29 protein-coding genes are annotated in these 20987 nt (G+C 35.8%); all 29 read right to left on the bottom strand.

The genetic code is table 11. From position 1 onward, the window contains the following. Positions 1-84: 84 nt before the first annotated feature. Complete coding sequence (locus D7I46_RS01205; RefSeq protein ID WP_162930800.1) at positions 85-1509, bottom strand: C40 family peptidase; 1425 nt, start codon at positions 1507-1509, stop codon at positions 85-87. 457 nt (positions 1510-1966) lie between these two features. Then, positions 1967-2524, bottom strand: a complete 558-nt coding sequence (locus D7I46_RS01200; protein ID WP_120771209.1) for a hypothetical protein — start codon at positions 2522-2524, stop codon at positions 1967-1969. A gap of 11 nt (positions 2525-2535) precedes the next feature. Further along, entirely contained in the window at positions 2536-4068 is a 1533-nt protein-coding gene (locus D7I46_RS01195; protein WP_120771208.1) for a hypothetical protein, read from the bottom strand. Next, entirely contained in the window at positions 4059-4415 is a 357-nt protein-coding gene (locus D7I46_RS01190; protein ID WP_120771207.1) for a hypothetical protein, read from the bottom strand. Before D7I46_RS01190 ends, D7I46_RS01195 begins: the two co-directional genes overlap by 10 nt. A 1-nt stretch (position 4416) precedes the next feature. Then, positions 4417-4692, bottom strand: a complete 276-nt coding sequence (locus tag D7I46_RS01185) for a hypothetical protein (RefSeq protein WP_120771206.1) — start codon at positions 4690-4692, stop codon at positions 4417-4419. Between the two features lie 140 nt (positions 4693-4832). Further along, positions 4833-5198 carry a hypothetical protein gene (locus D7I46_RS01180; protein WP_162930799.1) on the bottom strand — a complete coding sequence of 122 codons (366 nt, stop codon included), beginning with the start codon at positions 5196-5198 and terminating at the stop codon, positions 4833-4835. A 128-nt stretch (positions 5199-5326) separates the two neighbouring features. Continuing rightward, positions 5327-6526, bottom strand: coding sequence for an IS21-like element helper ATPase IstB (gene istB / locus D7I46_RS13455; protein WP_338033590.1), 1200 nt, complete (start codon positions 6524-6526; stop codon positions 5327-5329). Positions 6527-6699: 173 nt separating this feature from the next. Beyond that, positions 6700-7182, bottom strand: coding sequence for a hypothetical protein (locus D7I46_RS01170; protein ID WP_120771204.1), 483 nt, complete (start codon positions 7180-7182; stop codon positions 6700-6702). A gap of 35 nt (positions 7183-7217) precedes the next feature. Next, positions 7218-7478 (bottom strand): lysozyme family protein, encoded by a 261-nt coding sequence (locus D7I46_RS01165; RefSeq protein WP_162930798.1) that lies wholly within the window; start codon positions 7476-7478, stop codon positions 7218-7220. 185 nt (positions 7479-7663) lie between these two features. Further along, positions 7664-8008 carry a hypothetical protein gene (locus D7I46_RS01160; RefSeq protein ID WP_162930797.1) on the bottom strand — a complete coding sequence of 115 codons (345 nt, stop codon included), beginning with the start codon at positions 8006-8008 and terminating at the stop codon, positions 7664-7666. Between the two features lie 53 nt (positions 8009-8061). Next, a complete protein-coding gene (iscB, locus tag D7I46_RS01155) occupies positions 8062-9255 on the bottom strand; it encodes an RNA-guided endonuclease IscB (RefSeq protein ID WP_120771201.1) in 1194 nt (397 codons plus the stop codon). A 471-nt stretch (positions 9256-9726) separates the two neighbouring features. Beyond that, entirely contained in the window at positions 9727-9999 is a 273-nt protein-coding gene (locus D7I46_RS01150; protein ID WP_120771200.1) for a hypothetical protein, read from the bottom strand. A gap of 41 nt (positions 10000-10040) precedes the next feature. Beyond that, the gene (locus D7I46_RS01145; protein WP_120771199.1) at positions 10041-10247 is read right to left on the bottom strand and encodes a hypothetical protein; all 207 of its coding nucleotides are present in this window, start codon (positions 10245-10247) and stop codon (positions 10041-10043) included. Between the two features lie 62 nt (positions 10248-10309). Further along, a complete protein-coding gene (locus tag D7I46_RS01140) occupies positions 10310-12418 on the bottom strand; it encodes a DNA topoisomerase (protein ID WP_120771198.1) in 2109 nt (702 codons plus the stop codon). A gap of 76 nt (positions 12419-12494) precedes the next feature. Further along, positions 12495-12728: a hypothetical protein gene (locus tag D7I46_RS01135; RefSeq protein WP_120771197.1), complete on the bottom strand. Its 234-nt coding sequence runs from the start codon at positions 12726-12728 to the stop codon at positions 12495-12497. Between the two features lie 21 nt (positions 12729-12749). Next, positions 12750-13193, bottom strand: a complete 444-nt coding sequence (locus D7I46_RS01130; RefSeq protein WP_120771196.1) for a thioredoxin domain-containing protein — start codon at positions 13191-13193, stop codon at positions 12750-12752. Next, entirely contained in the window at positions 13190-14014 is an 825-nt protein-coding gene (locus tag D7I46_RS01125) for a hypothetical protein (RefSeq protein ID WP_120771195.1), read from the bottom strand. Before D7I46_RS01125 ends, D7I46_RS01130 begins: the two co-directional genes overlap by 4 nt. A gap of 129 nt (positions 14015-14143) precedes the next feature. Next, positions 14144-14773, bottom strand: coding sequence for a hypothetical protein (locus D7I46_RS01120; protein ID WP_120771194.1), 630 nt, complete (start codon positions 14771-14773; stop codon positions 14144-14146). 337 nt (positions 14774-15110) lie between these two features. Then, positions 15111-15410, bottom strand: a complete 300-nt coding sequence (locus D7I46_RS01115) for a hypothetical protein (RefSeq protein WP_120771193.1) — start codon at positions 15408-15410, stop codon at positions 15111-15113. Between the two features lie 85 nt (positions 15411-15495). Then, complete coding sequence (locus tag D7I46_RS13180) at positions 15496-15654, bottom strand: hypothetical protein (RefSeq protein ID WP_162930796.1); 159 nt, start codon at positions 15652-15654, stop codon at positions 15496-15498. After that, positions 15651-15929 carry a hypothetical protein gene (locus tag D7I46_RS01110; RefSeq protein WP_120771192.1) on the bottom strand — a complete coding sequence of 93 codons (279 nt, stop codon included), beginning with the start codon at positions 15927-15929 and terminating at the stop codon, positions 15651-15653. The genes D7I46_RS13180 and D7I46_RS01110 overlap by 4 nt, the downstream gene beginning before the upstream one ends. A gap of 20 nt (positions 15930-15949) precedes the next feature. Beyond that, positions 15950-16126 carry a hypothetical protein gene (locus D7I46_RS13175; protein ID WP_162930795.1) on the bottom strand — a complete coding sequence of 59 codons (177 nt, stop codon included), beginning with the start codon at positions 16124-16126 and terminating at the stop codon, positions 15950-15952. Positions 16127-16240: 114 nt separating this feature from the next. After that, positions 16241-16720 (bottom strand): hypothetical protein, encoded by a 480-nt coding sequence (locus tag D7I46_RS01105; RefSeq protein WP_120771191.1) that lies wholly within the window; start codon positions 16718-16720, stop codon positions 16241-16243. 347 nt (positions 16721-17067) lie between these two features. Further along, positions 17068-17388, bottom strand: coding sequence for a hypothetical protein (locus D7I46_RS01100; protein ID WP_120771190.1), 321 nt, complete (start codon positions 17386-17388; stop codon positions 17068-17070). A gap of 85 nt (positions 17389-17473) precedes the next feature. Further along, a complete protein-coding gene (locus D7I46_RS01095; protein WP_120771189.1) occupies positions 17474-18472 on the bottom strand; it encodes a DUF1351 domain-containing protein in 999 nt (332 codons plus the stop codon). Between the two features lie 122 nt (positions 18473-18594). Further along, positions 18595-18822, bottom strand: coding sequence for a glutaredoxin-like protein NrdH (gene nrdH, locus D7I46_RS01090; protein ID WP_120771188.1), 228 nt, complete (start codon positions 18820-18822; stop codon positions 18595-18597). 81 nt (positions 18823-18903) lie between these two features. Further along, entirely contained in the window at positions 18904-19047 is a 144-nt protein-coding gene (locus D7I46_RS13170) for a hypothetical protein (RefSeq protein ID WP_162930794.1), read from the bottom strand. Positions 19048-19062: 15 nt separating this feature from the next. After that, positions 19063-19476 (bottom strand): hypothetical protein, encoded by a 414-nt coding sequence (locus tag D7I46_RS01085; RefSeq protein ID WP_120771187.1) that lies wholly within the window; start codon positions 19474-19476, stop codon positions 19063-19065. 91 nt (positions 19477-19567) lie between these two features. Beyond that, a complete protein-coding gene (locus D7I46_RS01080; protein WP_120771186.1) occupies positions 19568-20962 on the bottom strand; it encodes a helicase-related protein in 1395 nt (464 codons plus the stop codon). Positions 20963-20987: the final 25 nt, after the last annotated feature.

Raw genomic sequence — 20987 nt, 5'->3', positions numbered from 1 at the left:
TTCCTACCCATTTTTATTTCGGAACATTTTTTAAATGTCCTTTCGTACTAAAGAAACTCCATCCGTTTGCGGCAGTCAAATCTTTCAAAGGTACTGAGGCAGCATTGATAAAGTTACTTCCATAACCCGCTTGTCCAATAATCGCATTATCACCATCAATGCCAAGAACAACTCCCGTGTGTCCTTCTGGGTTTGATGTTTTCCAGCCCATACCTGTGTCACGTCCCCCTGAATAGAGAAAATGGCATAGACTTCCGGCTTATTCATTGGCTGAATACCATTTGCAGCAGAAAGATTTTTAACAATATCTGCACCATTTCCATGACTCCATTTTAAATCAGTAAAGTTTGCGACAAACCAACCTGAAAAAAGAGTACAGTTATCATGAACGTCGGGACTTCCCTGTGCTTCTCCATAGTAATCACTAGGAAGTGGCGCAGTCGCATAATTTTTACTCATCCAATTTTGAGCAATCGTTAGCTTCATCCCTCCACTAGGAATACTACCAGGAGTATAAGTAGAATCACTTGCAGAACAATCATCATCTGTACTGTCACTGGACTTATCTGTAGTACTGGAATTGGAGTCTCCAGCTGCTTGTGCCTTTGCTCCTTCTTTCCAATTTCCACCAAGATTATCAATATTATTCATCATTGTAGACAACGGGAGATTAAATTTACCTGTCCAATCTCCCGTTTTCCCTGACAAAGTTTCAATTTCTGCGGTTACAGCGGAAGTTGCTTGTACATAGACACGTCCAATACTTCCGTTAGGTTGAGCTTTTAAAAAACTTGTTGCTTCATCAGTTGGCATATCTGCCGGTTCTCCACCGACAGTTGCCACCTTTGTGTTTAAACTTGCATATTGAACAAGGTAATCCGCATCACGTTTTGCATCTGTCACCGCATTCCCTGAGTCAGAACCATAATGATTGATAAATCCACCAGCGCCACCCCCTTCATTGACGACATAAAGCCAAAAGAAAGTTGGAGAAACGCCCTCGCTCTTGACTGCATCTGAAACTTCTCCGATATTTGAAGCGATGAGATTGTATTTTGCAGCCGTTGCACGATTATTCGCAAGAAAATAATTTTCTACATTTTGTTCAGAGACTCCCCAAGTGGATGTCAAGCCATCATTTCCAAACTGTGTGACTTGAGCTAAGGTAAATGTTTCTTTTGAGTTAGAATTGCTGGTTTCAGCCACATTTGTTGAAGCATCATCACTCCCATTACTACAAGCACTTGATGTTGAAGCTAACCCGAAGACTAAAACAATGATAAGGACGAAGCCTGCAATCACAACACCAAAATCCAACAGTCCCCCAATAATCGTTATGACATGCAATATCCCTTTGATACGCTGCAAATGGCGTAATGCTTTATTATTCCCAAGAAATGCTTTTCCTGCTTTTTGGGCGTGTTGCTGTGCAATTTTTACTGCTTTTTCCGCACTTTTAATCAAGACTTTCTTTAGAAGCATAATGATAAGAGAACCAATCGCAATCACCCCCTTTTTTATTTCATTTTCCCACAAAGAAAAAAAGGACTTAAAACAAGTCCTTCTTCTACTTTTCTCCGATTAAAAGAGCAATTTCGATTCAGAAATTGCTCTATTATTCAATTTTCCTAAAATTTTGAGAATTCTCTATCAACATTAATATACTTATGAATACTTAAAAATCCAGTTCTATCACTAATTCACTTTTGTTAGATATGATATTTAAAGATACACAAGTATGTTTCAGGATAATTTTTGCACCAATTCACACCAAATCTAATCATAAAAAGATAGTCATAATAATGAATACAATTTTACTAGCATAATATGTCTTCTCACATTTTTAATAATGTTAAACAAAACTTTATTAAATCTCAGCAATAATCAACCGAGCCTTAACGTTGAGAAGTAAATATTAAGTAACCTAAACCACCTCTTTACTTTAAGACGTGGTTTTTTATTGTTTCTAAAATCCAAAAGAATTTCTTGCTATCTCATCTTCTCTAGCTTTTTTATCCTCTTGTTCACGTTTTAATTTATATGCTCGTAAATCTTCTAACTCTTTTTGAATGAGCGATATATTTTCGTTGTTATCCCACCACTTCAAATGTTTAACTTCTTTTTTTAGTAAATCGGTACTTTCAGATTTACTAATTTTTTCTATTCTTGGTTCCCCATTTGCTAAGACATCTATTACTGTATCCATTTCATCATGTATGAAATAATGTTTGATATTCTCTAAAGAATAGGCATACACCATAGCTTCCTCTAAACTATTGACATAATCAGAATTCTCTATTAGCAATATGTCTGTGCTTAATTCCTCAATAAATTTTGCATCTGAAAAACGTGATATATTCGCCATTTCCACTGTATATCGCATTTCATAAACTGGTCCAAAATATAGTTTATATTCTTCCTTATTATCCGATTCAAATATAATTGAAAATTCTTGATTTCCCCCCATAATATTTTTTATAAACTTGATTTTGTAATATAACTCACTATTTTTTATTTTTTCCATTTTCCAAGCTCCTAAAACCTTATTTTAATTTTCTTTTTAGTAATTGGGTCATAAATTTCAATAGATGGAGGTTCCCCAATATTTTTCGATGATGAGGTATGAAGATTGACCGTATCCCCATTTGAGAGTTTTCCCACTATTGTTTCTTTATCAGTTCCTTGATTATATATTCTAACATTAGATAAATTCATACTATCAAATTCTTTTTTAGCAGCACTGTAACCTTTTGTTTCAGAAGAAAAATTATATACGAAATTAGTGTTTTCTGTATATGTTTTACCACCTAATGCCTTTATAAATACTTCACTATCAGTTATTTTAAGTAATTCTGACTCTTCTAAAATAGTATCCGCAATCAATAATGCTTGGCTTTCCCCTGGGGCAACAACTTTATCCTCCACAACTTTAGATACACTTGCCATTTCTTCTGGACTGGCTTGTTTGGTCACTTTAAAATTTGGAAGATATGCGCCTAGTTGTGTTAAAACAAAGTTTGGCTCCCCATTGATAAAATAATAAGTATTTGTCTTCTCCCACTCCCAACCTTTCTCAACATATTTCGAAACATCAAGATGACTCGCATTGTCCAATAAGAATTTCATTAATTGTGCATTTTCAATCAAAGAATCTATTGGAAAAACATCTCCTGCAGAATGACTATTTGAATTGATTGTCGCTAAGGTTTTGAGATAAGCTTCAAGCCCCTCTTTCGTCCACCCCTGTTTCTGTAGTGTCTTGAGGATATCTGAAACTGACGACTCATATTTATCTCGGTCTTTATCTGTCAAGCCTTTAACATCAAGTCCTTTGAGTAGTTCTTCTCGTTCTGCTTCATCATCTGAAACTAAGGCTGAATCCAATTTTTGATTTGTGAGTGTTTTATACCAATCCATACTAGAATTGTTTGGTATTGAAAAATTACCATTAGAATCAAATCGTCCTTGATTAAGTGCCTTAACCCCTTGCATAGCACTTTGAAAAACAGTTAAACTGTCTTGAAACAAATGACTAGTACTTGAAGAAAACTCATGTAAAATTCGAAGTTTATCATCAATTTCTCTAATTTCATTGGCATAATGCTCGGCGACATTCTCTAATCGTTTCCCCTCATAAAAGAGTGCTTCGGCTACATTTTTTGCTAAATCTCCTAACAAGGTACTATTGAACATGCCAATTTGAGCCACAACTGTTGCTTGCTGTTGTTGTTTAATCTCTTTTAATTGATTTAATCTATCTTCATCATAAATCGTATCATTAAAAGCATTAAAGGCAGAGCTTTGAGCTTGAAAAACTTGAATATCATTTTTGATATCTTCTGTTGCTGACTCTAATTTTGAAAGCACAGGTTGAACTAGACTTGTAAAAAGTGTTCCAACTGCATTATAAGCTTTTCCTGATAATTGAGCTGAACCGCCATTTACCATACTAATTAAATGGTCGCTTCCGTCTTTTAATCGACTTACGATTTCATTCGCACTTGAAACATTATGATTCATAGCCGAAATGAAAAGTTGACCGTCATTTTTATTATACTTTAATCCCACGGCAAAGCATTCCTCTCTTTATGAAGTTGGTCAATATCATCTTGAATTGTCAGTCGAGCTTGACTGTAACCTTGATGAATGAGTTCCGATTCGGTAAAAACAACACGCTGAACTTCTTGACTAACCGCTTGAAATTCTGCCTCTTTCCAGCTTGTATTTTCTCCCTCTTGTTGAGCTTGGGCATACAATTCTTGTTCTGCATTAAATAAACGATTCATTTCACTATGAAAACGTTCAAGTTGACTCTCTTGATTTTGATATTCTCGGTTGATTTCGTCAATTTGATTTTCTTTGAAAAGAATTTCACGTCCTAACATCACTCGTTCATCTGCACTTTTATCTCTCATACTAGAATCCCCAACTATTAGCGTCAGCTTTATCTCGATATTCTATTGCCTGGGCTAGTCCTTCAACTTTATCTGCTTGCTTTTGAATACAAGTAACGAGTTCGCTCACATCTTTAAGTATTTGATTGTTCAGATTCTTCCCTGCTTTCATGCATGGAATATTACTTCCTGCAAATTCAAGATGTTCATTTTGAATCCCTGAAGCTTCAATTCCTGTCAACCTAGAAATTGCACTCTGTGCGGTCATGATATCAGAACTAATTCTTGATGTTCCCATAGATGTAAATCTCCTTGCTTTTTTATTTAATTATCATTAAGTTTATTTTACTTTTTTTGACAGAGGTTTGCAATTAACTTTCCTAAATTTCACTAAAAAAAGTAGGTATTTGCCCACTTCTTTTTTATTATAATTTAAAATTATCCTAATTTATCTCTATTATTTTCATCATCAGTTTCTTTTTGTTCCATATTTTCAAAATTAAAAGTAAAATTTTTACCCCTACTTGTTTCTGCAATAAGGTATGAGCCAATAATTGTACTACGAACTTCTACATCTGGAGCTTCTTCAAGAAATTCTAATATCATTTTTTCTTGCTTTTCAAATTCTTCTTTTGTAATGTCATGATTTGACAATTGTTCTGATAGCTTATCTAAATTTCCTCGAAAAATTTGATAAAAATTTTCTTTCTCCTCTTTGTCAAATTTTACAAATTTCGGAGATTCATCAACCTCTCCCAATAAATAATCGACTGAAGTTCCTAGCTCCCAAGCAACTTTTTTCAATTGAGTATCATTTGGCTTGTCAAGGGTCACGTAAAAATGTAGTTTTTTGGTCATTGAAAATGTAGGGAAATGGTCATCGAAAATGTAGTTTTTGGGTCATTATGTCGGATTTAATCTCCCTATATTTTCTATTTCTTTGTGGTGACTACCCTTGTTTTTCTTTCGCTATAATCTTTCATTCGATAAGAATTACCTGTAATCGGAATAACTTTAGAATGATGAACTAAGCGGTCTAATAAAGCATTCGTTAATTTCTTATCTTGTAAGAACTCTGACCATTGCGACAAGGGAATATTGGTGGTAATAATGGTGGATTTTTTCTCATATCGGGCATTGATAAGCTGAAACAACAACGTAGCGCCGTCTCTGGAAAAAGGAAGATAACCCATCTCATCAATAATGAGTAAATCATAGTTGGCGTATTGCTTTAATGCACGTTCTAAAGCGCCACGCTGTTGGGCTTTAAGCAACTTATTGACCAGTTCATTACTGAGAATAAAATAAGAGCTGTGTCCTTTATCCAAAGCTTCTAAAGCCAGAGAAATGGCTAAATGTGTTTTACCCACACCACTATTTCCAACAAAAAGAATATTGTCATGATTGTCCAAGAAACGCAGCGTATGCAAATCAACGATGTCTGTCTTTTTGAGTTTGGGTTGAAATTGAAATCCAGCATCCTTCGCATATTGTCGGAAGGTTTCGTTGAATACAGCATGAGTGAATTGGCTCTTTGAATGGTCAACGACGGTTTTCATGTTATCAAACCATATTTCTTCAGGAACTCCACCGAGTTCAAAGAAAGCGTTGTTCAAGCAGTCAAATAGGATAGGCTGTTCACGGCTGGTTGTCAGTTGAAGGTATTTCATGCGTGAGTAGCCAAGCACATAGAGAAAAATATTGACCGTGAATACTTCTCCATTTTTAGAAGTCATCTTGAGGTTTTCTTTCCAATCGACTTGAGCGGAAAGTCCAGGAGAAGTTTCTACACGAACAGTTGCTTTATGTTGCTTGGTTACTTTACAAGATTTCACGTAACGTCTGACTGTGACATAACTCCCACTATAACCTCGTTTTTGAATGAGGTAGAAAATAGAACGAGCGGAACATCCTAATTCAACTTTTTCATTGATGAGGGTCTTGAAATTTTCAATTAATGTGGGCGGAACATTGCGCCGAGAAGCTTCTTGTAGGGTTTGTTCTTGTCCGAGTTCATAGTAACGTTTGACGGTACGATAATCACAATTATATCGTCTGGCAAGGGCTGCGAAATTAGGTTTAGTGTCAGTCATAAAATGTAAGCTGAGCCTTTCTAGGATGTCTTTTCTCAAACAAATCCTCCTTTGGATTGAGTAAGAAAAGCATATCATGTTTACGCTTCAACCTACATTTTCAATGACCTTTTTCCTACATTTTAGCATGACCCTTTACAGTAAAAACCGATAAATCATAGAACAAAAAATTATTTTATTATTCTTTTTTGTCGGCGGGGTTTGTGCGGTCATCAAAAATTATAATCTTCATCATTAAGCTTGAATTCTTCTTGCTGTTCTCGATGAATATGAATGTCAGCTAGTTCTTCCGTGTTGAATACCAATGCACGCGCACGAAGATATTTCGTATGAAATTCTGGACTTTCTCTAACAAAAATAACCAGATTGACAAGAACTTTCCCATCTTTTCCAACATTATAAGAAATGTTTGCGGTTATTTTATCTGTCCAATCTTCTTTTGTTTTAGAAAAAATATGAAAACTACTTGTTGGGGCAATTTTTACTTGATAAAAAGTACTTTGCTGATTTTGTCTATTGCGCGTAGTTACAAGACACTTTTCTTCAAATAGTGCTAAATCTTCATCAGAACCAATTCGTTTGACAATAGCTTCAGGCAGAAAAGTAACTGTGCTACGGTCAATCCCGCGGATAGTATTGGGTATTTTATTGTTGACGGCTTGCAAAGAAGCCAGTTTGATTGTGATTTTTGACATTTCAAATGTCCTTTCTTGTGTTTATTTTTTACTTGTTATTCATAATTGAGCCACGCTCCTGCAAAGCCCTGACTATCATATTTTTCTTTTGCATTAGCACATTCTTGTTCTAATGTCATACCAATATATGCAGTGTCTGACTGAAATAAACCAAAATGGGTACTATTATTGGCATCCATATTCCCGCTTGACTCCCGTTGAATAATCGTTGCCCAAGTGCCTGCATCTCCTCCTGTTATGGATTGCATATACTGAGCGACAGCGTTAATATCAACTTGTCCTGATGTCTGGTTCATATTCAAGCCTGACGTTGAACTAGAGGACTGTGATTGTACCTGTGATGTTGTTTGAGTGGTGTTATTACTTCCTTTCGGTGTGGCTGTCGGTTGGCTGGCACTCTCCTTTTCTTGTTGCGCCTGTGTAGCAGCTTCATCTGCTTGCGCTTGTGCTTCTTGTTTTGCCTTTGCCCGTTCAGCCAGTTTTATTTTAACTGTTGATTGAGAGACGTGATTTGTTTACTCATGTCTGCTGTTGATTTTGTCAAAGTTTGCACTTTGACATTCGTTTGAGAAACAGTTGCTTCTAAAGCTTGAATTTTCTTTTGTGCTGTTTCTGCTTTTTTAGCTTTCCTTTGTGCTGCCTGAGTTTGAGCCTGTGCATGAATAATACTCATATGCATGTCATAATTTGTTTTTCCCAAGATGAATGCACCTGTTAAAGCTACCATTGACGTTGCAACAATAATGGTTGTTTTCATCATATGATTTTTGGGAGGACGTATTGATGCTGTCCTTTGAGAATAGTTACCGTTAATATGTTGTCTCATAATTAATGCGCAAGAAGACTCGGTATTTAAATGCCAAGAGGAATGCGCCCTTTCTATGCTCCCGTTGGAGCGATTGTTGCGTATTGTGTGATTACTGAATTTGCTCGGTGTACGAGCTTAATTTTTTTGGCACTATAGCTCCCCTTATTGAGCTTTTCTCCTGTCAGACTACGAAGGTCAAAATAGCCACTGGTTCTTCTTCCAAAAACAAACCAATTTTTGTTTTCTACCTGAACCTTGTCAAACAGTCGAAAACCATGAACTTCTCTTGGAGCTTGATTGGCTTTGCGGATGCCACCTTTAAGAAATTTTGCTTTGTGGAGTTGTCTGTTATGGCAGCGCACATGCTTTCTCAGCTCTTGAAAGTCTAATCTGTCAGCCATTAGATTGCCTGCAATGACGAAGGCATCAGTCATGCTTGTTTTTGGCAAGTCAATTGTGAGTCGTGCTTCTTTGACCAAATAGCCAAACGTTGTCTCCACCTTGTCACCAAATTCATTAATGAGTCGGTCAAGCAGGGTCGAACGCATGATTGACATTGCACTAGCTGGCGCATAGCCTTTTGGTGCTTTCTTTAATTCAAACTCGCCACGGTGGTAAGCTGCGTGACAGTTTTCACACAAAATGATGAGATTGTCAGGGCGGTTACCTCCCACTTTTCGTGAGACGAGGTGACGGACGTGTAACTTGATACCTTTCAAACCATCTGCCTTGCAGTGTTGACATTTGTGATGGTCTCTTGCTAAGACATACTCTCTGACATTAGCAAATCCAAGTTGATTTCCTTCTTGGTATTCTTTACCTGTGATGTCAGGGTTTTTGAGATTTTGAATGTCAAACTGTCCAGCTTCAACGATAATATTAGTTATCGGAAGCTTCTTTATAAGCTTGCGAATGAGCTGGACATGATTGTCAATCTTGACTTCAATACTTGAGGCAAGCCAACCTTTATGCTTTGACTTCACACGATTGTCAAAGCGTGCCTGACGATATCGTGTCTTGTGATTTCTACGAGACCGTCTATATTGACGTTTTGTACTCAAGTTCTTGACAATATCAGTGCGCAGGTTCGTTTCTGAGGCATAATACTCTTGTGTCTCACTTGTCACTGATGCACCAATGATTTTATAGCCGGCATTAATGCCTAATGTGAGTTCTTGTGTTTCTGAACCTATTGGACGGTCGAATTGAATGGTGTCACGTCCAATCCAGTGTGCTTGTCCTGTTTTAATCCATCGACGTACCATGTGCCGTGGTTATTCAGAACATTGATGAATTTGATTTGTTGGGTCATGCTTCCCTCCTTTGAAATTTAATGTAAATCGGAGATAAATCTCCGTTGGTGTCCTTCGTCAATGTTATCAAGGCTTTCTTATTTGATAAGCCGTACCGAGGTTGACCGTTCCGTCTCCAACAGAACTGTTTACAGTGCCTCCAGAGAGCCGTAGATGAGAACAAAGGTCCACGGGTCTGTTAACCAAGATAACGTAGCTATTTCTAGCTTAGACTATTCAATATTTCGCTCGAATCACATCTTGCAATGCGACTGAGCAAAGCGAGCAATCATGGGTTTTCAAACCCGTGTGTCACTGGAGCTATTGAACCTCCTTGATATTTTATTTTTCTATTATCCCATAGCTCTATTTTTTTCAGGAAACAAGTCCGTCTTTGCTTACAAACAACAAAAGAACCGCCCAGTGCGATTCTTTTTCTATTTATCATTCTTCAATATTCGTTCCCAGCAAAAGCTTCTTCATAATCTCAGAAAATTCGCTTATCCTTTGTGCTAAAGCCTCAGCTACTTCATTGTGTCGTTCTGGCAGATGTGGGATAAATTTATCCACCAACTCATCAATGGCAGGACCATCCATGTACAGCTGAAAAGCGATGTAATCTTCAAGTGATACGAAAGGACATTCCATTGCCTCTAATTGATTTACTTTTTCAATAATAAGGTTACCATCAACATTCTTAATATTTTTCTTTGTCATTCTTCTTCTACCTATTAAATTCTTCCTAAAATACCTTCATTTTAATATTTCTCTACTTCTTCAAGTATTTTTATCACTTGTTGAAGTTGCTGTTCTTTCTTTATTGTATTTGCAATCCAAAGCGTACTTATTCCAGCCCAAAGAGCCGTCTGAAACTTGTGCTCAAGCAAAAATAAAATAATAGCAGAGACTGCCGCTAACAACGCTAAAATATTGATGATTTTTCCAACACTTGTTAATTTTCTCAATTCATTTCCTCCTCAAAAATATTATCTCATGATTGCTTTTTCTTCGTGTAAGAATTCCGTTTCTATCTCACGCTTTTTGCTTTTTTATATTTTTCACTGTCCCAATTCGGCATAAAGCCTATAAATTTATTCCCACTAAAAGTTTGATGCTTTAGCATACCAGTGACAGGCTTCCCATTATTTCCTTTAAAAGTAATTTCTTTCCCTTGACTAAGCGCTTCACATTCTTCTTCACTAAAAGTATGTCCAAAAAACTCTTTTTTAAACTTCAACGTTTTACCTGACTTTGTTTTCACTTCCATACGTTCTACTGCTTTGTATTTTTCAATATTGGGGTCAAAATAAGTAAACGTGTCATTTATTTTTGGCAATATCGCATCTCGCCAAGTTGAAATATCCCTTGCAAGTTTATTGATAGCCGTTCCTGCTGGAATTGGTGTTTCTGAGTCTCCTAATCCCTGAATATCTAAGAGAAGTTTACCAAGCTCTTTTGTGGACTCAAAGGTATAAAGTGGCTGATTATACACCAAAGCTTTTCCTACTTCCGTTACTTCATAATATTTTCCATTGTTTTTGATTTGTCCAAAAGAAGTCATCTCTTTAATAATATTTTCTCGGGTTCCTGATGTTCCCAAACCATATTTTCCCATCAGTTCTATGATATTTGCAGGAGTAATACGGACTGGAGGATGACGTTTTATACGTTCCACTTCAAAATTGACATTTTTCAAACCGCCATCCACAAAAGTCGTTTCCTCATCTGATTTCTTTGACTGATTTTTATTAGAATAAAGCTCAGGCAATTCTCGCCAGCCTTTTATTAGAATAGATGAACTGCTTGCAGCAAAGGGCATATCATCAACTTGACTGCTATATTGGCGAACGCTATCAATTCCTTTAGGCATCATCGGCGCAAGAGAGCGCAATCCTATAATCCGGTAAAGTTGTTGTTCCTCTTTTTCTAAACTTTCAAGTTCCGTCTTACTGGGCACATTATCTCCATAGGTATTTGCCATGTGTCCAGCGTTATCTACTTTTTTATTGTTTATCCAAGGCTTATCAAAAATCAAACGATTAGGTAAAGGAAGCTTCACTTCAAGAAGATTTTTAACTTCTTCTGCGCGTGGTGCAAGATTTTCGTCACGAAAAGATTTTGAAATGACATTTATTTCTGTACGAGGATAAGTAATATAGCCTTTAAGAGCCAAATTATTCAAAAAAGGCATAATCTCTTTTTTTATTTTATTTTTTTTCGCCCAAGTCATAATACTAGAGAGCTGTAATAACATTGGAGCATTCACTGAACGCTTTTTATCCTCTGCTTTTATATCAACGGTTGTTATTGTTGAATGTCGTTTTATCCAACCAATAATTTGTGCTTCTAGCGGTGCCTGTCGAGCAGATTTCAAAACAAGTCCATCAGAAGTCGTCATTTTTATACCATACTTATTATTTTCAGGTGCTTCCTCGTCCCAATTATCGTTTTTTTGATTGACCTGTTCTATAAAAATAGCAACACCAGATTTAACACGTCCTATTGAACCTGTTCCTTTTCCAAGATGCCCTTTCAGTGCATTTTCTGACTTCATTAAGGCAAAAGAAGCAATTCCACCAAGCCAATCTACACGTTGTCTTTCCAAACCTGCAACATAGAGTAATTCATCCGTTGCTATCGGCTTTGCCTGACTGAAAGCTTTTCTAATTTGGGACTCTGCCGTATCATGAGCATAAACGCGAGACGTCACTTTATCCATCAATCCTAATTCAATTAAAACCTCACGCCCAAGTAGTGTCCCCTCACGGTCAGGGTCAGTCGCTAAATAAATTTCTGTCACATTGTCTCCTGCGCGTTTAATCTTTTGAAGAAGGTCGTGAATAGACTGCTTGCCAACTTTTCCCTTCTTTTCTTTGATTTTCCATTTTTCTGGAACAAGTGGTTGCATTTCAATTAACTGTCGAGGTTTTGCTTCACGCGCATTCCACCTATCCGTATAGTCAGCAGGTGAATATTGTTCATATAAGTGACCGCCGAGATACCCTATAACCATTGAATTCCCAGCCCACACTCCCTCGTAGAAACCCTCCTTGTTACGCCTGGTATGTCCAAAGAGAGCTTGTGCATATTTTTTAGCTTGTTGGGTGTTTTTTTCGCTTAGCACAAAAATACTCATTTTATCTCGTCTCCTTTTTTCTATCTTCTCAAAAAAGAAAAAAACACCTAAAACAAGTCCTTTTTCTATATGAGTTTCACTTTGTCTTCCACACCTCGGTAGAAATTCTTGATAAATATTCAAATTTGTCCTTATCAATCTTAAAACCGTCTGATGTTTGATAAAGCTTTAATCCATAAGCTAAAGCATTAGAAATCCGCGTTGTATTTCCGGCTTCTCTAAATTGTAAATCCAATAACACAGCTGAGAACATTTCTTTTCCTAAAAAAATATTCTTCTCTGTAAGATATTGTTTCAGTAAATTATACATATTCTCTCTCCTCCATCTTATTTAAGACGTATATCCGCGCACATTCAAATGTTCTCTTAATTCATTTGAATGTAACCCGTTAATAAAAACATGGCGATTTTCACGAGGGACAAAACATCTAATTTCATTCGCATTAAAGCCAATTACTAATCTTTGTTCGTCCACGATAAATAATCCATGAAAGTGTTGAGGATAACTGTGAATGAAGGTCTGTACTTCTCTTAAACTCTCTGCATTTTCTATGGCTTCATGCATCTGTCGCCATGCTTTATTTCTTGCTTTATGGTCAGGGTTAGCTTCTAATTCAGAGGTCCCTTCATCAGTCAACGAAAGAATATGAATGAGTTCTGATAAAGTCATCTCCTCTATGTGTTTTACTTTATAAGAGAGATGATGCGCTTTGAGCCATTGAATGGCTGTTCCTATTGATTTTTTATTATTCAAACCTACAAATACTGTTATCATGCTTCTTCCCCAACCCCATTTTTCAATTTGTAAGCATTATACAAATTTTCTAATTTCTCTTTTTGTTTATTAATTTCATTCCAATTTGCAAAACGATAAGCAAATTTATTCGTTCCAGGGATATGATGTGCTTTAATCAAATAACCCAATCTTGGATAACGCGAATCAACAATTCGTTGTTTCTTTCCTTTTTTAGATTCAACAACAAATTTTAGCCCCCCACGGCTAATCCTTTTAAATTTATTGAAGCCATATTTCACTTTTTTTCCTGTGACATAAGGATAAACCAATCCAACAAATTGGACGAAATCTCCTAGACTTATGGCACCATCCACGCTTTCTTCGCTCTCGTACATTGCTTGATTCGTAATTCGTCCATCATCAATATCACTGTATTGAAAATCACTCATTTTAATCCAGACATGGCTATCAATAATTTTGCCAGAGTTAGCATCAAAAGTATCAAGTCTCGGAAGCGAAATACAAAGTCGCATGACTCCATTAAAGATTTTAGCATCCGTCACATAACCTTCCACTCCAATCCAAGCGCCACTATAATTCGAGAGAATATCACGCCGGTCATTGGTGTTTTTTGTTCCCTTATTAGCCATTCCATACTGAATAGTTAATAAATACAGATATTCATCAACATTTTTTGGACATCGTGGCATATTCGGAATAACAGGAGTCATCAATTCTTGATTGAGCCATTTTTCTTTAATCTCTTTATTATTTTCTTCCCTAGATGTTTTCTTAATCTGCTGAACTTTATAGCGCTGAACAGCACTTTTTAATTTCTTTTGATAACTTGGACTTGCCATATTTTTATATCCTTTTTATTTCCGTTTTTTCTTTTTATTATCTCATTGAAAATTTTTCATCGAGTAAAAAGTCCTTTCTATCAAATAAAAACACCTCTAAGAGAGAGATAGAGGTGTCATAATAGATATTTAGTTTAAGTTTAAGAAGTTCCAAAAGAATTCGTCTTCTTCAATTTCTTTTGGCTGGAACAAGTCATTGTTGACTTCCAAAAGCAATTCATAATTGAGAGCATAATCATACGCTAAATCTCTAAGTGTCTTTTCTTGCTTGCAGACATGAAGCGCTGCTAAGCAATAAGCACGTTCAACTGCTTCGCGTTTGATAAGTTTCATAGAATTCTGTAAAGTCGCCAATTCCATTTCAATAGGCATCCAATCTTCATCATCACGATTGATATAAACACGTTTATTGTGTGATTCGCATGGGTCAGCGTGTGTCTCATTAGACCAATTAACCCATTGAGTCATCAAATCATCTTGTTGAGAGTGATTTAACATTCCCAACTTGCGTTCTATTTTTTTCTTGAGATGATTAAATTGCTTTTCTTCATTCTCGGATTCTGCAATGAGATTGATAAATCGTTTTTCAGAAACTCCAAGATAATCAAGTACAGCATAATAGTTGCCTGTGAACTGTCCAAATCCATTTTCTGTTACAGTAAAGGAAGAGAGTTTATATGTATTGAGAACGACTTTCAAATCGTTGTGTGCGTACATTTTAGCATTCTTCGCTACGTTTTGTAAATTTTTCTTTGTCATATCTTTTGTCCTTTAAAATGAAAAAGGAACAAAATTTAAACTACATCCCCCTACAAGGAGAAAGTAATTCATTTTGCTCCTTGTAGAGTTATTTTTTATTTTATTAAATTAGACAGCTTCATAACCATCTTTTGTTTTGACAAGGTAACCAGCAGAGACACCAGCATCAAGTAGCTTAGATAAAGTAACTTTATCTTCTATACTCATTTCACCTGAGTATAAAAAGTCTAATTCTTCTTCATTACCGTACTATCAAGAACAAATTCTAGCTCAGTTGTTAATGGATACCCACGGTATTCTTTTTTTGTTTTTGTCATTCTATTTCCTACTTTCATCGTTATTGGCATCGAGCTAATGCAAGCGCTTCAGTAAACATCACACGTCTTTGTTCTGGGGTTAATTGTGAAATCTTTTTCCCAAATAACTCCAAACTTCGCTTTACAAGTGCTTCAGTTTTTTCAGCATTTTTTGCACGTACTTCATCAGTGATACGGTCAATTTGACCTTGATACCATTTGTGATACTCACGTCTATAAATAGCGCAAGTCCTCACAGGATTTTCTTCATACCATGCGCGTGAAAGTTTGTAAGGATAATATTTTTTTAGCCAATTGATTTTATCATTAAAAGTCATCATGTAGATGCTCCTTTCTTGTTAAAAGTCCGAAAGCATCTAGTCTTCCCTGTAGGAAAGATTAAATCCTAACAGAGAAGTAATAGTGTTATTTAATAATGTGTTGATTTGCTTCTCTCACAAGTGATAAAAACAAATCTAAATTTTCAATTTGATGTTCCCTTGCCTTTGCCATCATCTGACGGACACCCTCTTCATGTTTAGCAAGTATTACAATTAATTTTTCTTTTATTTGATTTTCAATCATTGTAACCACTCCTTATTCCAAGAGGTAACGACAATATCCTTTTTAATTCCAAATTGTACGCTACCTTTAAAAGCACTGCGTGCAAGAGAAACTAGAAGGGCTTCTCGTCCAAGTGATTTTTGTTTTGGGTCACTTGCGATGCGTTTTACTTCTACAAATGAAACAGATTTTCCCTTATATTGAAAGGTATAATCCAAATCTTCGATAGTAAGCAGGTCGTTTTGGTAAAAACCAAATTTAGAAAGTGTCAATTTATCAGCTTTTGTTAATCTCATTTTTAGTTTTTCTCTCCTTCTTAGACTTCTTCAATAAGTGCATAGCCAAAGGTTGTAAACAAAACTACAATCGTTCCGCTAATGATACCTGCTCCAAAAAAGAGCGTATTGGTCTTGAAGATTATCATAAGAGCAAAGAAGATAGCTGCTACAAAGATAAATACTACTGATAATGCGATATAAGTTGTTGTTTTCATGTTGTGCCTCCTAGGCTTAATTAAGAGCGCATCTGCGCGTGTTTAAATCCTAGTTGACTTCTCTACCTCTAAGGTGTCAAAATGTCCCCTAGGGTGAGATGTAATCTTATAGTTCTACTCAAACTTTTCGGGTAAGCATTCTTTGAGCATAAAATACCAATGATGAATCAAATTTCTAGTTTGACTTCTGACGAAAGCATTCTCTGCTCTTACAGATTTAAAGGGAAAATCCGCTCTATATCTGGAAATAATCGAACCAAAACCATCTTTATCAGAATAAGGCTTACCATTAAAAATATTTTTAACGTTATCTCCCCATCCCCAATATTCCATAATACGCTGTTCAGATGCTAACGCTTCTTCTTTCGTTTGATGAGTGATACCAAGCGACTCCAATATTTTTTTGTTAACTGCTTGTTCAATTCTGTCAAAGTCTTCAATACTTATATCATCTAGGACTTCTCCAAAAACTTTTGAGAGAATTGTCCCATGTATGATATTACAGTGCTCAGCCGTATCCCAAGGTTTACGTTTCAGTACCTTATCCGTTATTTCCATAACTTCTGAATAGTTCAATTTATTTGTTGTTTCCATGATAATCTCCTTAATCGTTCCCAAGGAAATTATCATACCCGAAGGAAATAACAATTTCCTTACGGATTGTTTGTTAGTATAATGCCCGATTTTAGAAGCATTATGTGTTACCTTTGTAACAGCTCATCAGCATATCTGGCATTTTTTGTTAATTTTCAAATCTAAATCCAGCACTATACTAAAGTTTTTTCAACTTCCGTAAAGTCTGTACTAATCAATGTATCAAACCGATGCGCTACTTTAATGCTCTGAATATAGTTGATGAGTCTTTCTATATTTGAATGACTACTTCTGATTGAATAAGCATTTCCATTTTGATGAACTCTTAAATTATCATCTTTTTTCTCCTAAGCATAACCGTGAGTTTCCGCATATTGCATCCAAAACCCATTATCTTCACGGTAAATTTTCCCTGAAAGTCCACCATCTACAACAACAACAACAATAGTTTGAGACCTCTCTGTATTTCTAAATTTTTCATAGATTTCATTCAAGGTCACTTCAACTTCTAGAAATTCATTCCATTCTTGGGATGAATCACCTTTCCATTTGACTTCCTTCCAAGTATGGAGACAGGTGTCATTATCGAAAGTTGTAATGTAAATTTGTGTGGAAACTGCGGGAGAAATTACTTCGATTAGAAGGTTTCCCAACTCAGATTTATTCATTTTATTCTCCTTTACCTTTAAAATTAATAAAGAGAGACACCACTCCAAAGAGTAATGTTTCAGCCCTTTGGGTCAGTGTATTAGATTATGCAACAGAATTATTTTCCTGAGCTTTTTTCTGTTCAAGTACTTTAAGGTATTCCGGATTACGCGATTCAAAAGATTTCACCACATACTCAAACCCATTATCTTCCATAACTGATTTGAAGAAGTCTTTTTGTGCGACAGTTTCAAAGTCAATCGAAAAAATGAGTTGAGCTGGATATGGGTCAATAACCTTTTGATGTGGTGGCTCGGCAGAAGACATCACTTTTGCTTGCCGTGTCGCTTCTTGCTTTGCTAACTCAGCTTGCTTGGCTTTTTCAGCTTTTTCAATCTGTATTTGCTCCGCAAGCCTTCTACGTTCATCTTTTGCCTGTGCATCCTTTTGTATCATTACCAAAACTTCCGCAATAGGTTTCCCCTGCACAAAGAGTTGAAGATACGGACGCGGTTCAAGATTTACGCTAAAAGCCACTGTATTGATTGAATCTGTCGCCAAAGCTAATTCTTTTTTAGCATTAAATTCAACTTCTACTAATTCTTGAAGCTTTTCGCGTGCCACTTTAGTCAAGTTCATATCTTTTGTAAAATTAACAGCTAAAGCCATTTTTGATAGCTCTGCATCAAAGATGCGAGAATCCATAACTTTCCCATTAATTTGCAATTCTTTATCTTCACAAATTTTTTCAAGATTTGCTGTAAGAATTTGTAATCGAAGCTCACGAGTATTCCGTTCGCATTCTTTAATTCCTGCATCAATCTTTGAAATTGTATCTGTTAAAGAAAGTGTTGCCTGTTTAAGCCATCCTGCGAAAGCCTCGTAAGGCTCATTGATATGAGCTTTGACCTGTTTTCTTTTAGACTCTAAGTCTTTTATCACACCGTTCAATTCTGCCCGTGTTTCGCGAGATTCTTTCAATGTTTCTTGAGTCACTACCAAATTAGAATATTTATTAGCAATATCAATAATTTGTTGCTCAAATTCTTTTTGTTGAACAAGTTCAATACTTGCGGGAATAAATTTAACTGACAATTCATTCATTACATTTCTCCTAAACTCAGCCTGTTCCTCACGGGAATCAGGACTTACGAGCTAATATTTTAGCACGCACGTTCAATGACACCCTGTGCAAGGCGGCTTCGTTATGAAGCAATATTTAATTGTTAATTGTTTGCTAATGCTTTCAGCTTATCAGGCGCAAAACCATAAAAAGCGATGTTTTCAGTTTCAACAACAGGGGTTGCCATGAAATTAAGGTCATCTTTTAAATGAGCAATAAACTCAGGATTCTCATCTACGTTGATTTCTTTGAAAGTAACATCATGTTCAGTTAAAAATTTTTTAACCATTCTGCATTGCATACAGTTGTTTTTTGAATAAACAGTAACCATTTGCCTCTCCTTTCGAGATAACGCCCCCTCGGGACAATCAGCCACTCGCTGTGAGTCCCATGAGGGATTACCAATTTAAATTCATTTCACTTTTGTCATATACCGAACAAAATCAATGATATTAGTAAACTTAAATTGTAATTTTCCATTATTAACAATCCAGAGTGACCCTGAAACTAATTCAGTAACAGTTATTCCTTTTTGTGTTGTATATTGATTAAACATGATTGTACTTTCTTCCTACTGCTTTACAAAGTTTTCACATTCTTCGATAGATAGTTTTTCAATGTTAAAATAGTCCAGAGCATTATTGAATAAATTTGCTCCTGCAATGAATTCGCTATCTGTGACTTTACCATTAAAACTGTAAGGTAATCTTTCAGTTTTTGTAAATGCAAACTTCAGTTCAGACGGTAAATAGTAGTCATCTGTTCGAAAATCATAAGCAAACCTAGATAACTCGAACGTCTCGAAATCTTCTTGATTGCTTGCATCCCCATTTAAGGAAATTGTTTTAAGATTGAACTCAGCCTTCTTCGTTCCATCCCAGCCTTTAGTAGAAACGTCAGATAGTTCAACAATCTTTCGTGCTAAAGCAATAAATTCAGAATTAAAGTCTTTTTTAGTTGTTGTAAAATAATTTGTATATCCCATTTTATTTTTATGTCCTTATAATTGTTAGTTTAATAATTTATAAAAGAGAAACACCACCAAAGAAGCTGTTTTCCTTTTATGGTTAGTGTTATTACATACTTTGTACATTTCTCAAGAAAGCTTCCAGACGCGTTTCCCATGTTTCTGAAGATTCAGAAGCAATAGATATATTATTGCCTGTAACCACAGCTGCTAATTGATTAGCCACTTTTTCTTGAATCGTGTTATGAGAAAAAATCTGAATAACATTTTTAACAGTATCTTTCTCTGGAACACCACGAAGCATCCGTCCGTTGCATTGAGTGAAATCTACTGCATTTTTTGGAGTTTGATACCAAATAATGTTGGTTATTTCATCAAGATTTATCCCTTCTTTGACCTCTGTTGTGCAAACAACAAGAATATCCTTGGTTTCATAGTGTTGATGGATGAGTTCTTCTGTTTTTTCTTTATCCTCAAACGTTAAAGTATCAAATCCTTCTTTTTCTAGGAATTCTAAGGCTTTTTTCGTGTTGACATAGACTAAAGTCTTACCAGATAAAGTGAAAGTTTCTTTTCTCAATGCTACCAATTTTTGATTTTCGCATTTATCTTCTGCTTTATACCCTACAAAATAGCGTCCTGTATCTCGCTTAGTAAAGAATGTTTCGGTATCTCCAAAATCCACAAAATTATCAGTCGCTTTTGCGAGTTGAAAGTTTGAAATATCCAATTTACCAGTACGTGCAACCATAAAATCATAGAACGCACGTTGTTCCGAACTCATTTCAATCGCAATTTCTTTCGTCTTTGTAATGTAATGAGGCTGGATATTTTCAGCAGGTTTAGAGAGGGATATACCATGATAAGGAACGACTTGTGATAAATATTTTTTCACTTGTCCGGCTTTTAATCGAGGGACGTCCAAATTTGAAAGGATTAATGCTGCTTTCGCAAATACATTAATTTGCTTTTCAAAAGGTGTGCCTGTCAATCCTAATAAGGTTACCCCTGCTTTTACAAAGCACGAATACAAATTTAGCCACTCTGTATCTTTTACATTATTATGAATTTCATCCACAATAATTAATAAATTTTCTGGGTCAATCGTTGTGAAAATATCAAAATCTATAGTCTCAACTATTTCAGCGTTTTCAACGCCAAAAAGTTTTAAACAAGATTTCCAATTTTTGTGTGTTCCTATTGGCGCAATAATTTTTACTTCTCCTTGCCAATCTTTTGCTATATAACATGAGATATAAGTTTTCCCGACACCAACTTCACCAAATATGAAGAAAGCACGTTGATTTTTATAATCTTCATTTTCCTTATCTAGTAAAATAGCTTTTAAGGCATCAGTGGGTGCTTTTTGCCAATCAAAAAGTTCTCCAGTAATTCCTTTAATTTCGGGAACAGTGATTTGTGTTTCAACTGCTTCACGTTCATACCCTGCCAATAAGTCAAAGAACGAGAGCTGTCCGTTTACTATCTTTTTATTTTTTGCCATTTCAGTATTCCTCCATTTTATTTTT

Origin of the sequence: Lactococcus allomyrinae, assembly GCF_003627095.1 — a bacterium.
Classification (GTDB): Bacteria; Bacillota; Bacilli; order Lactobacillales; family Streptococcaceae; genus Lactococcus; species Lactococcus allomyrinae.
This window is presented reverse-complemented; position numbering and strand designations above follow the sequence as displayed.

What these genes read in the sequence shown, in the direction of transcription:
- D7I46_RS01120 (WP_120771194.1), bottom strand. Translation starts at nt 14,773, where the DNA reads ATGACAAAGAAAAATTTACAAAACGTAGCGAAGAATGCTAAAATGTAC.
- iscB (WP_120771201.1), bottom strand. Translation starts at nt 9,255, where the DNA reads ATGGTACGTCGATGGATTAAAACAGGACAAGCACACTGGATTGGACGT.
- D7I46_RS01170 (WP_120771204.1), bottom strand. Translation starts at nt 7,182, where the DNA reads ATGTCAAAAATCACAATCAAACTGGCTTCTTTGCAAGCCGTCAACAAT.
- nrdH (WP_120771188.1), bottom strand. Translation starts at nt 18,822, where the DNA reads ATGGTTACTGTTTATTCAAAAAACAACTGTATGCAATGCAGAATGGTT.
- D7I46_RS13180 (WP_162930796.1), bottom strand. Translation starts at nt 15,654, where the DNA reads ATGATTGAAAATCAAATAAAAGAAAAATTAATTGTAATACTTGCTAAA.
- D7I46_RS13175 (WP_162930795.1), bottom strand. Translation starts at nt 16,126, where the DNA reads ATGAAAACAACAACTTATATCGCATTATCAGTAGTATTTATCTTTGTA.
- D7I46_RS01125 (WP_120771195.1), bottom strand. Translation starts at nt 14,014, where the DNA reads ATGGCAAGTCCAAGTTATCAAAAGAAATTAAAAAGTGCTGTTCAGCGC.
- D7I46_RS01085 (WP_120771187.1), bottom strand. Translation starts at nt 19,476, where the DNA reads ATGGGATATACAAATTATTTTACAACAACTAAAAAAGACTTTAATTCT.
- D7I46_RS01115 (WP_120771193.1), bottom strand. Translation starts at nt 15,410, where the DNA reads ATGATGACTTTTAATGATAAAATCAATTGGCTAAAAAAATATTATCCT.
- D7I46_RS01135 (WP_120771197.1), bottom strand. Translation starts at nt 12,728, where the DNA reads ATGTATAATTTACTGAAACAATATCTTACAGAGAAGAATATTTTTTTA.
- D7I46_RS01130 (WP_120771196.1), bottom strand. Translation starts at nt 13,193, where the DNA reads ATGATAACAGTATTTGTAGGTTTGAATAATAAAAAATCAATAGGAACA.
- D7I46_RS13170 (WP_162930794.1), bottom strand. Translation starts at nt 19,047, where the DNA reads ATGTTTAATCAATATACAACACAAAAAGGAATAACTGTTACTGAATTA.
- D7I46_RS01200 (WP_120771209.1), bottom strand. Translation starts at nt 2,524, where the DNA reads ATGGAAAAAATAAAAAATAGTGAGTTATATTACAAAATCAAGTTTATA.
- D7I46_RS01150 (WP_120771200.1), bottom strand. Translation starts at nt 9,999, where the DNA reads ATGACAAAGAAAAATATTAAGAATGTTGATGGTAACCTTATTATTGAA.
- D7I46_RS01095 (WP_120771189.1), bottom strand. Translation starts at nt 18,472, where the DNA reads ATGAATGAATTGTCAGTTAAATTTATTCCCGCAAGTATTGAACTTGTT.
- D7I46_RS01160 (WP_162930797.1), bottom strand. Translation starts at nt 8,008, where the DNA reads ATGAGACAACATATTAACGGTAACTATTCTCAAAGGACAGCATCAATA.
- D7I46_RS01185 (WP_120771206.1), bottom strand. Translation starts at nt 4,692, where the DNA reads ATGGGAACATCAAGAATTAGTTCTGATATCATGACCGCACAGAGTGCA.
- D7I46_RS01080 (WP_120771186.1), bottom strand. Translation starts at nt 20,962, where the DNA reads ATGGCAAAAAATAAAAAGATAGTAAACGGACAGCTCTCGTTCTTTGAC.
- D7I46_RS01140 (WP_120771198.1), bottom strand. Translation starts at nt 12,418, where the DNA reads ATGAGTATTTTTGTGCTAAGCGAAAAAAACACCCAACAAGCTAAAAAA.
- D7I46_RS01165 (WP_162930798.1), bottom strand. Translation starts at nt 7,478, where the DNA reads ATGAACCAGACATCAGGACAAGTTGATATTAACGCTGTCGCTCAGTAT.
- D7I46_RS01110 (WP_120771192.1), bottom strand. Translation starts at nt 15,929, where the DNA reads ATGAGATTAACAAAAGCTGATAAATTGACACTTTCTAAATTTGGTTTT.
- D7I46_RS01105 (WP_120771191.1), bottom strand. Translation starts at nt 16,720, where the DNA reads ATGGAAACAACAAATAAATTGAACTATTCAGAAGTTATGGAAATAACG.
- D7I46_RS01100 (WP_120771190.1), bottom strand. Translation starts at nt 17,388, where the DNA reads ATGAATAAATCTGAGTTGGGAAACCTTCTAATCGAAGTAATTTCTCCC.
- D7I46_RS01190 (WP_120771207.1), bottom strand. Translation starts at nt 4,415, where the DNA reads ATGAGAGATAAAAGTGCAGATGAACGAGTGATGTTAGGACGTGAAATT.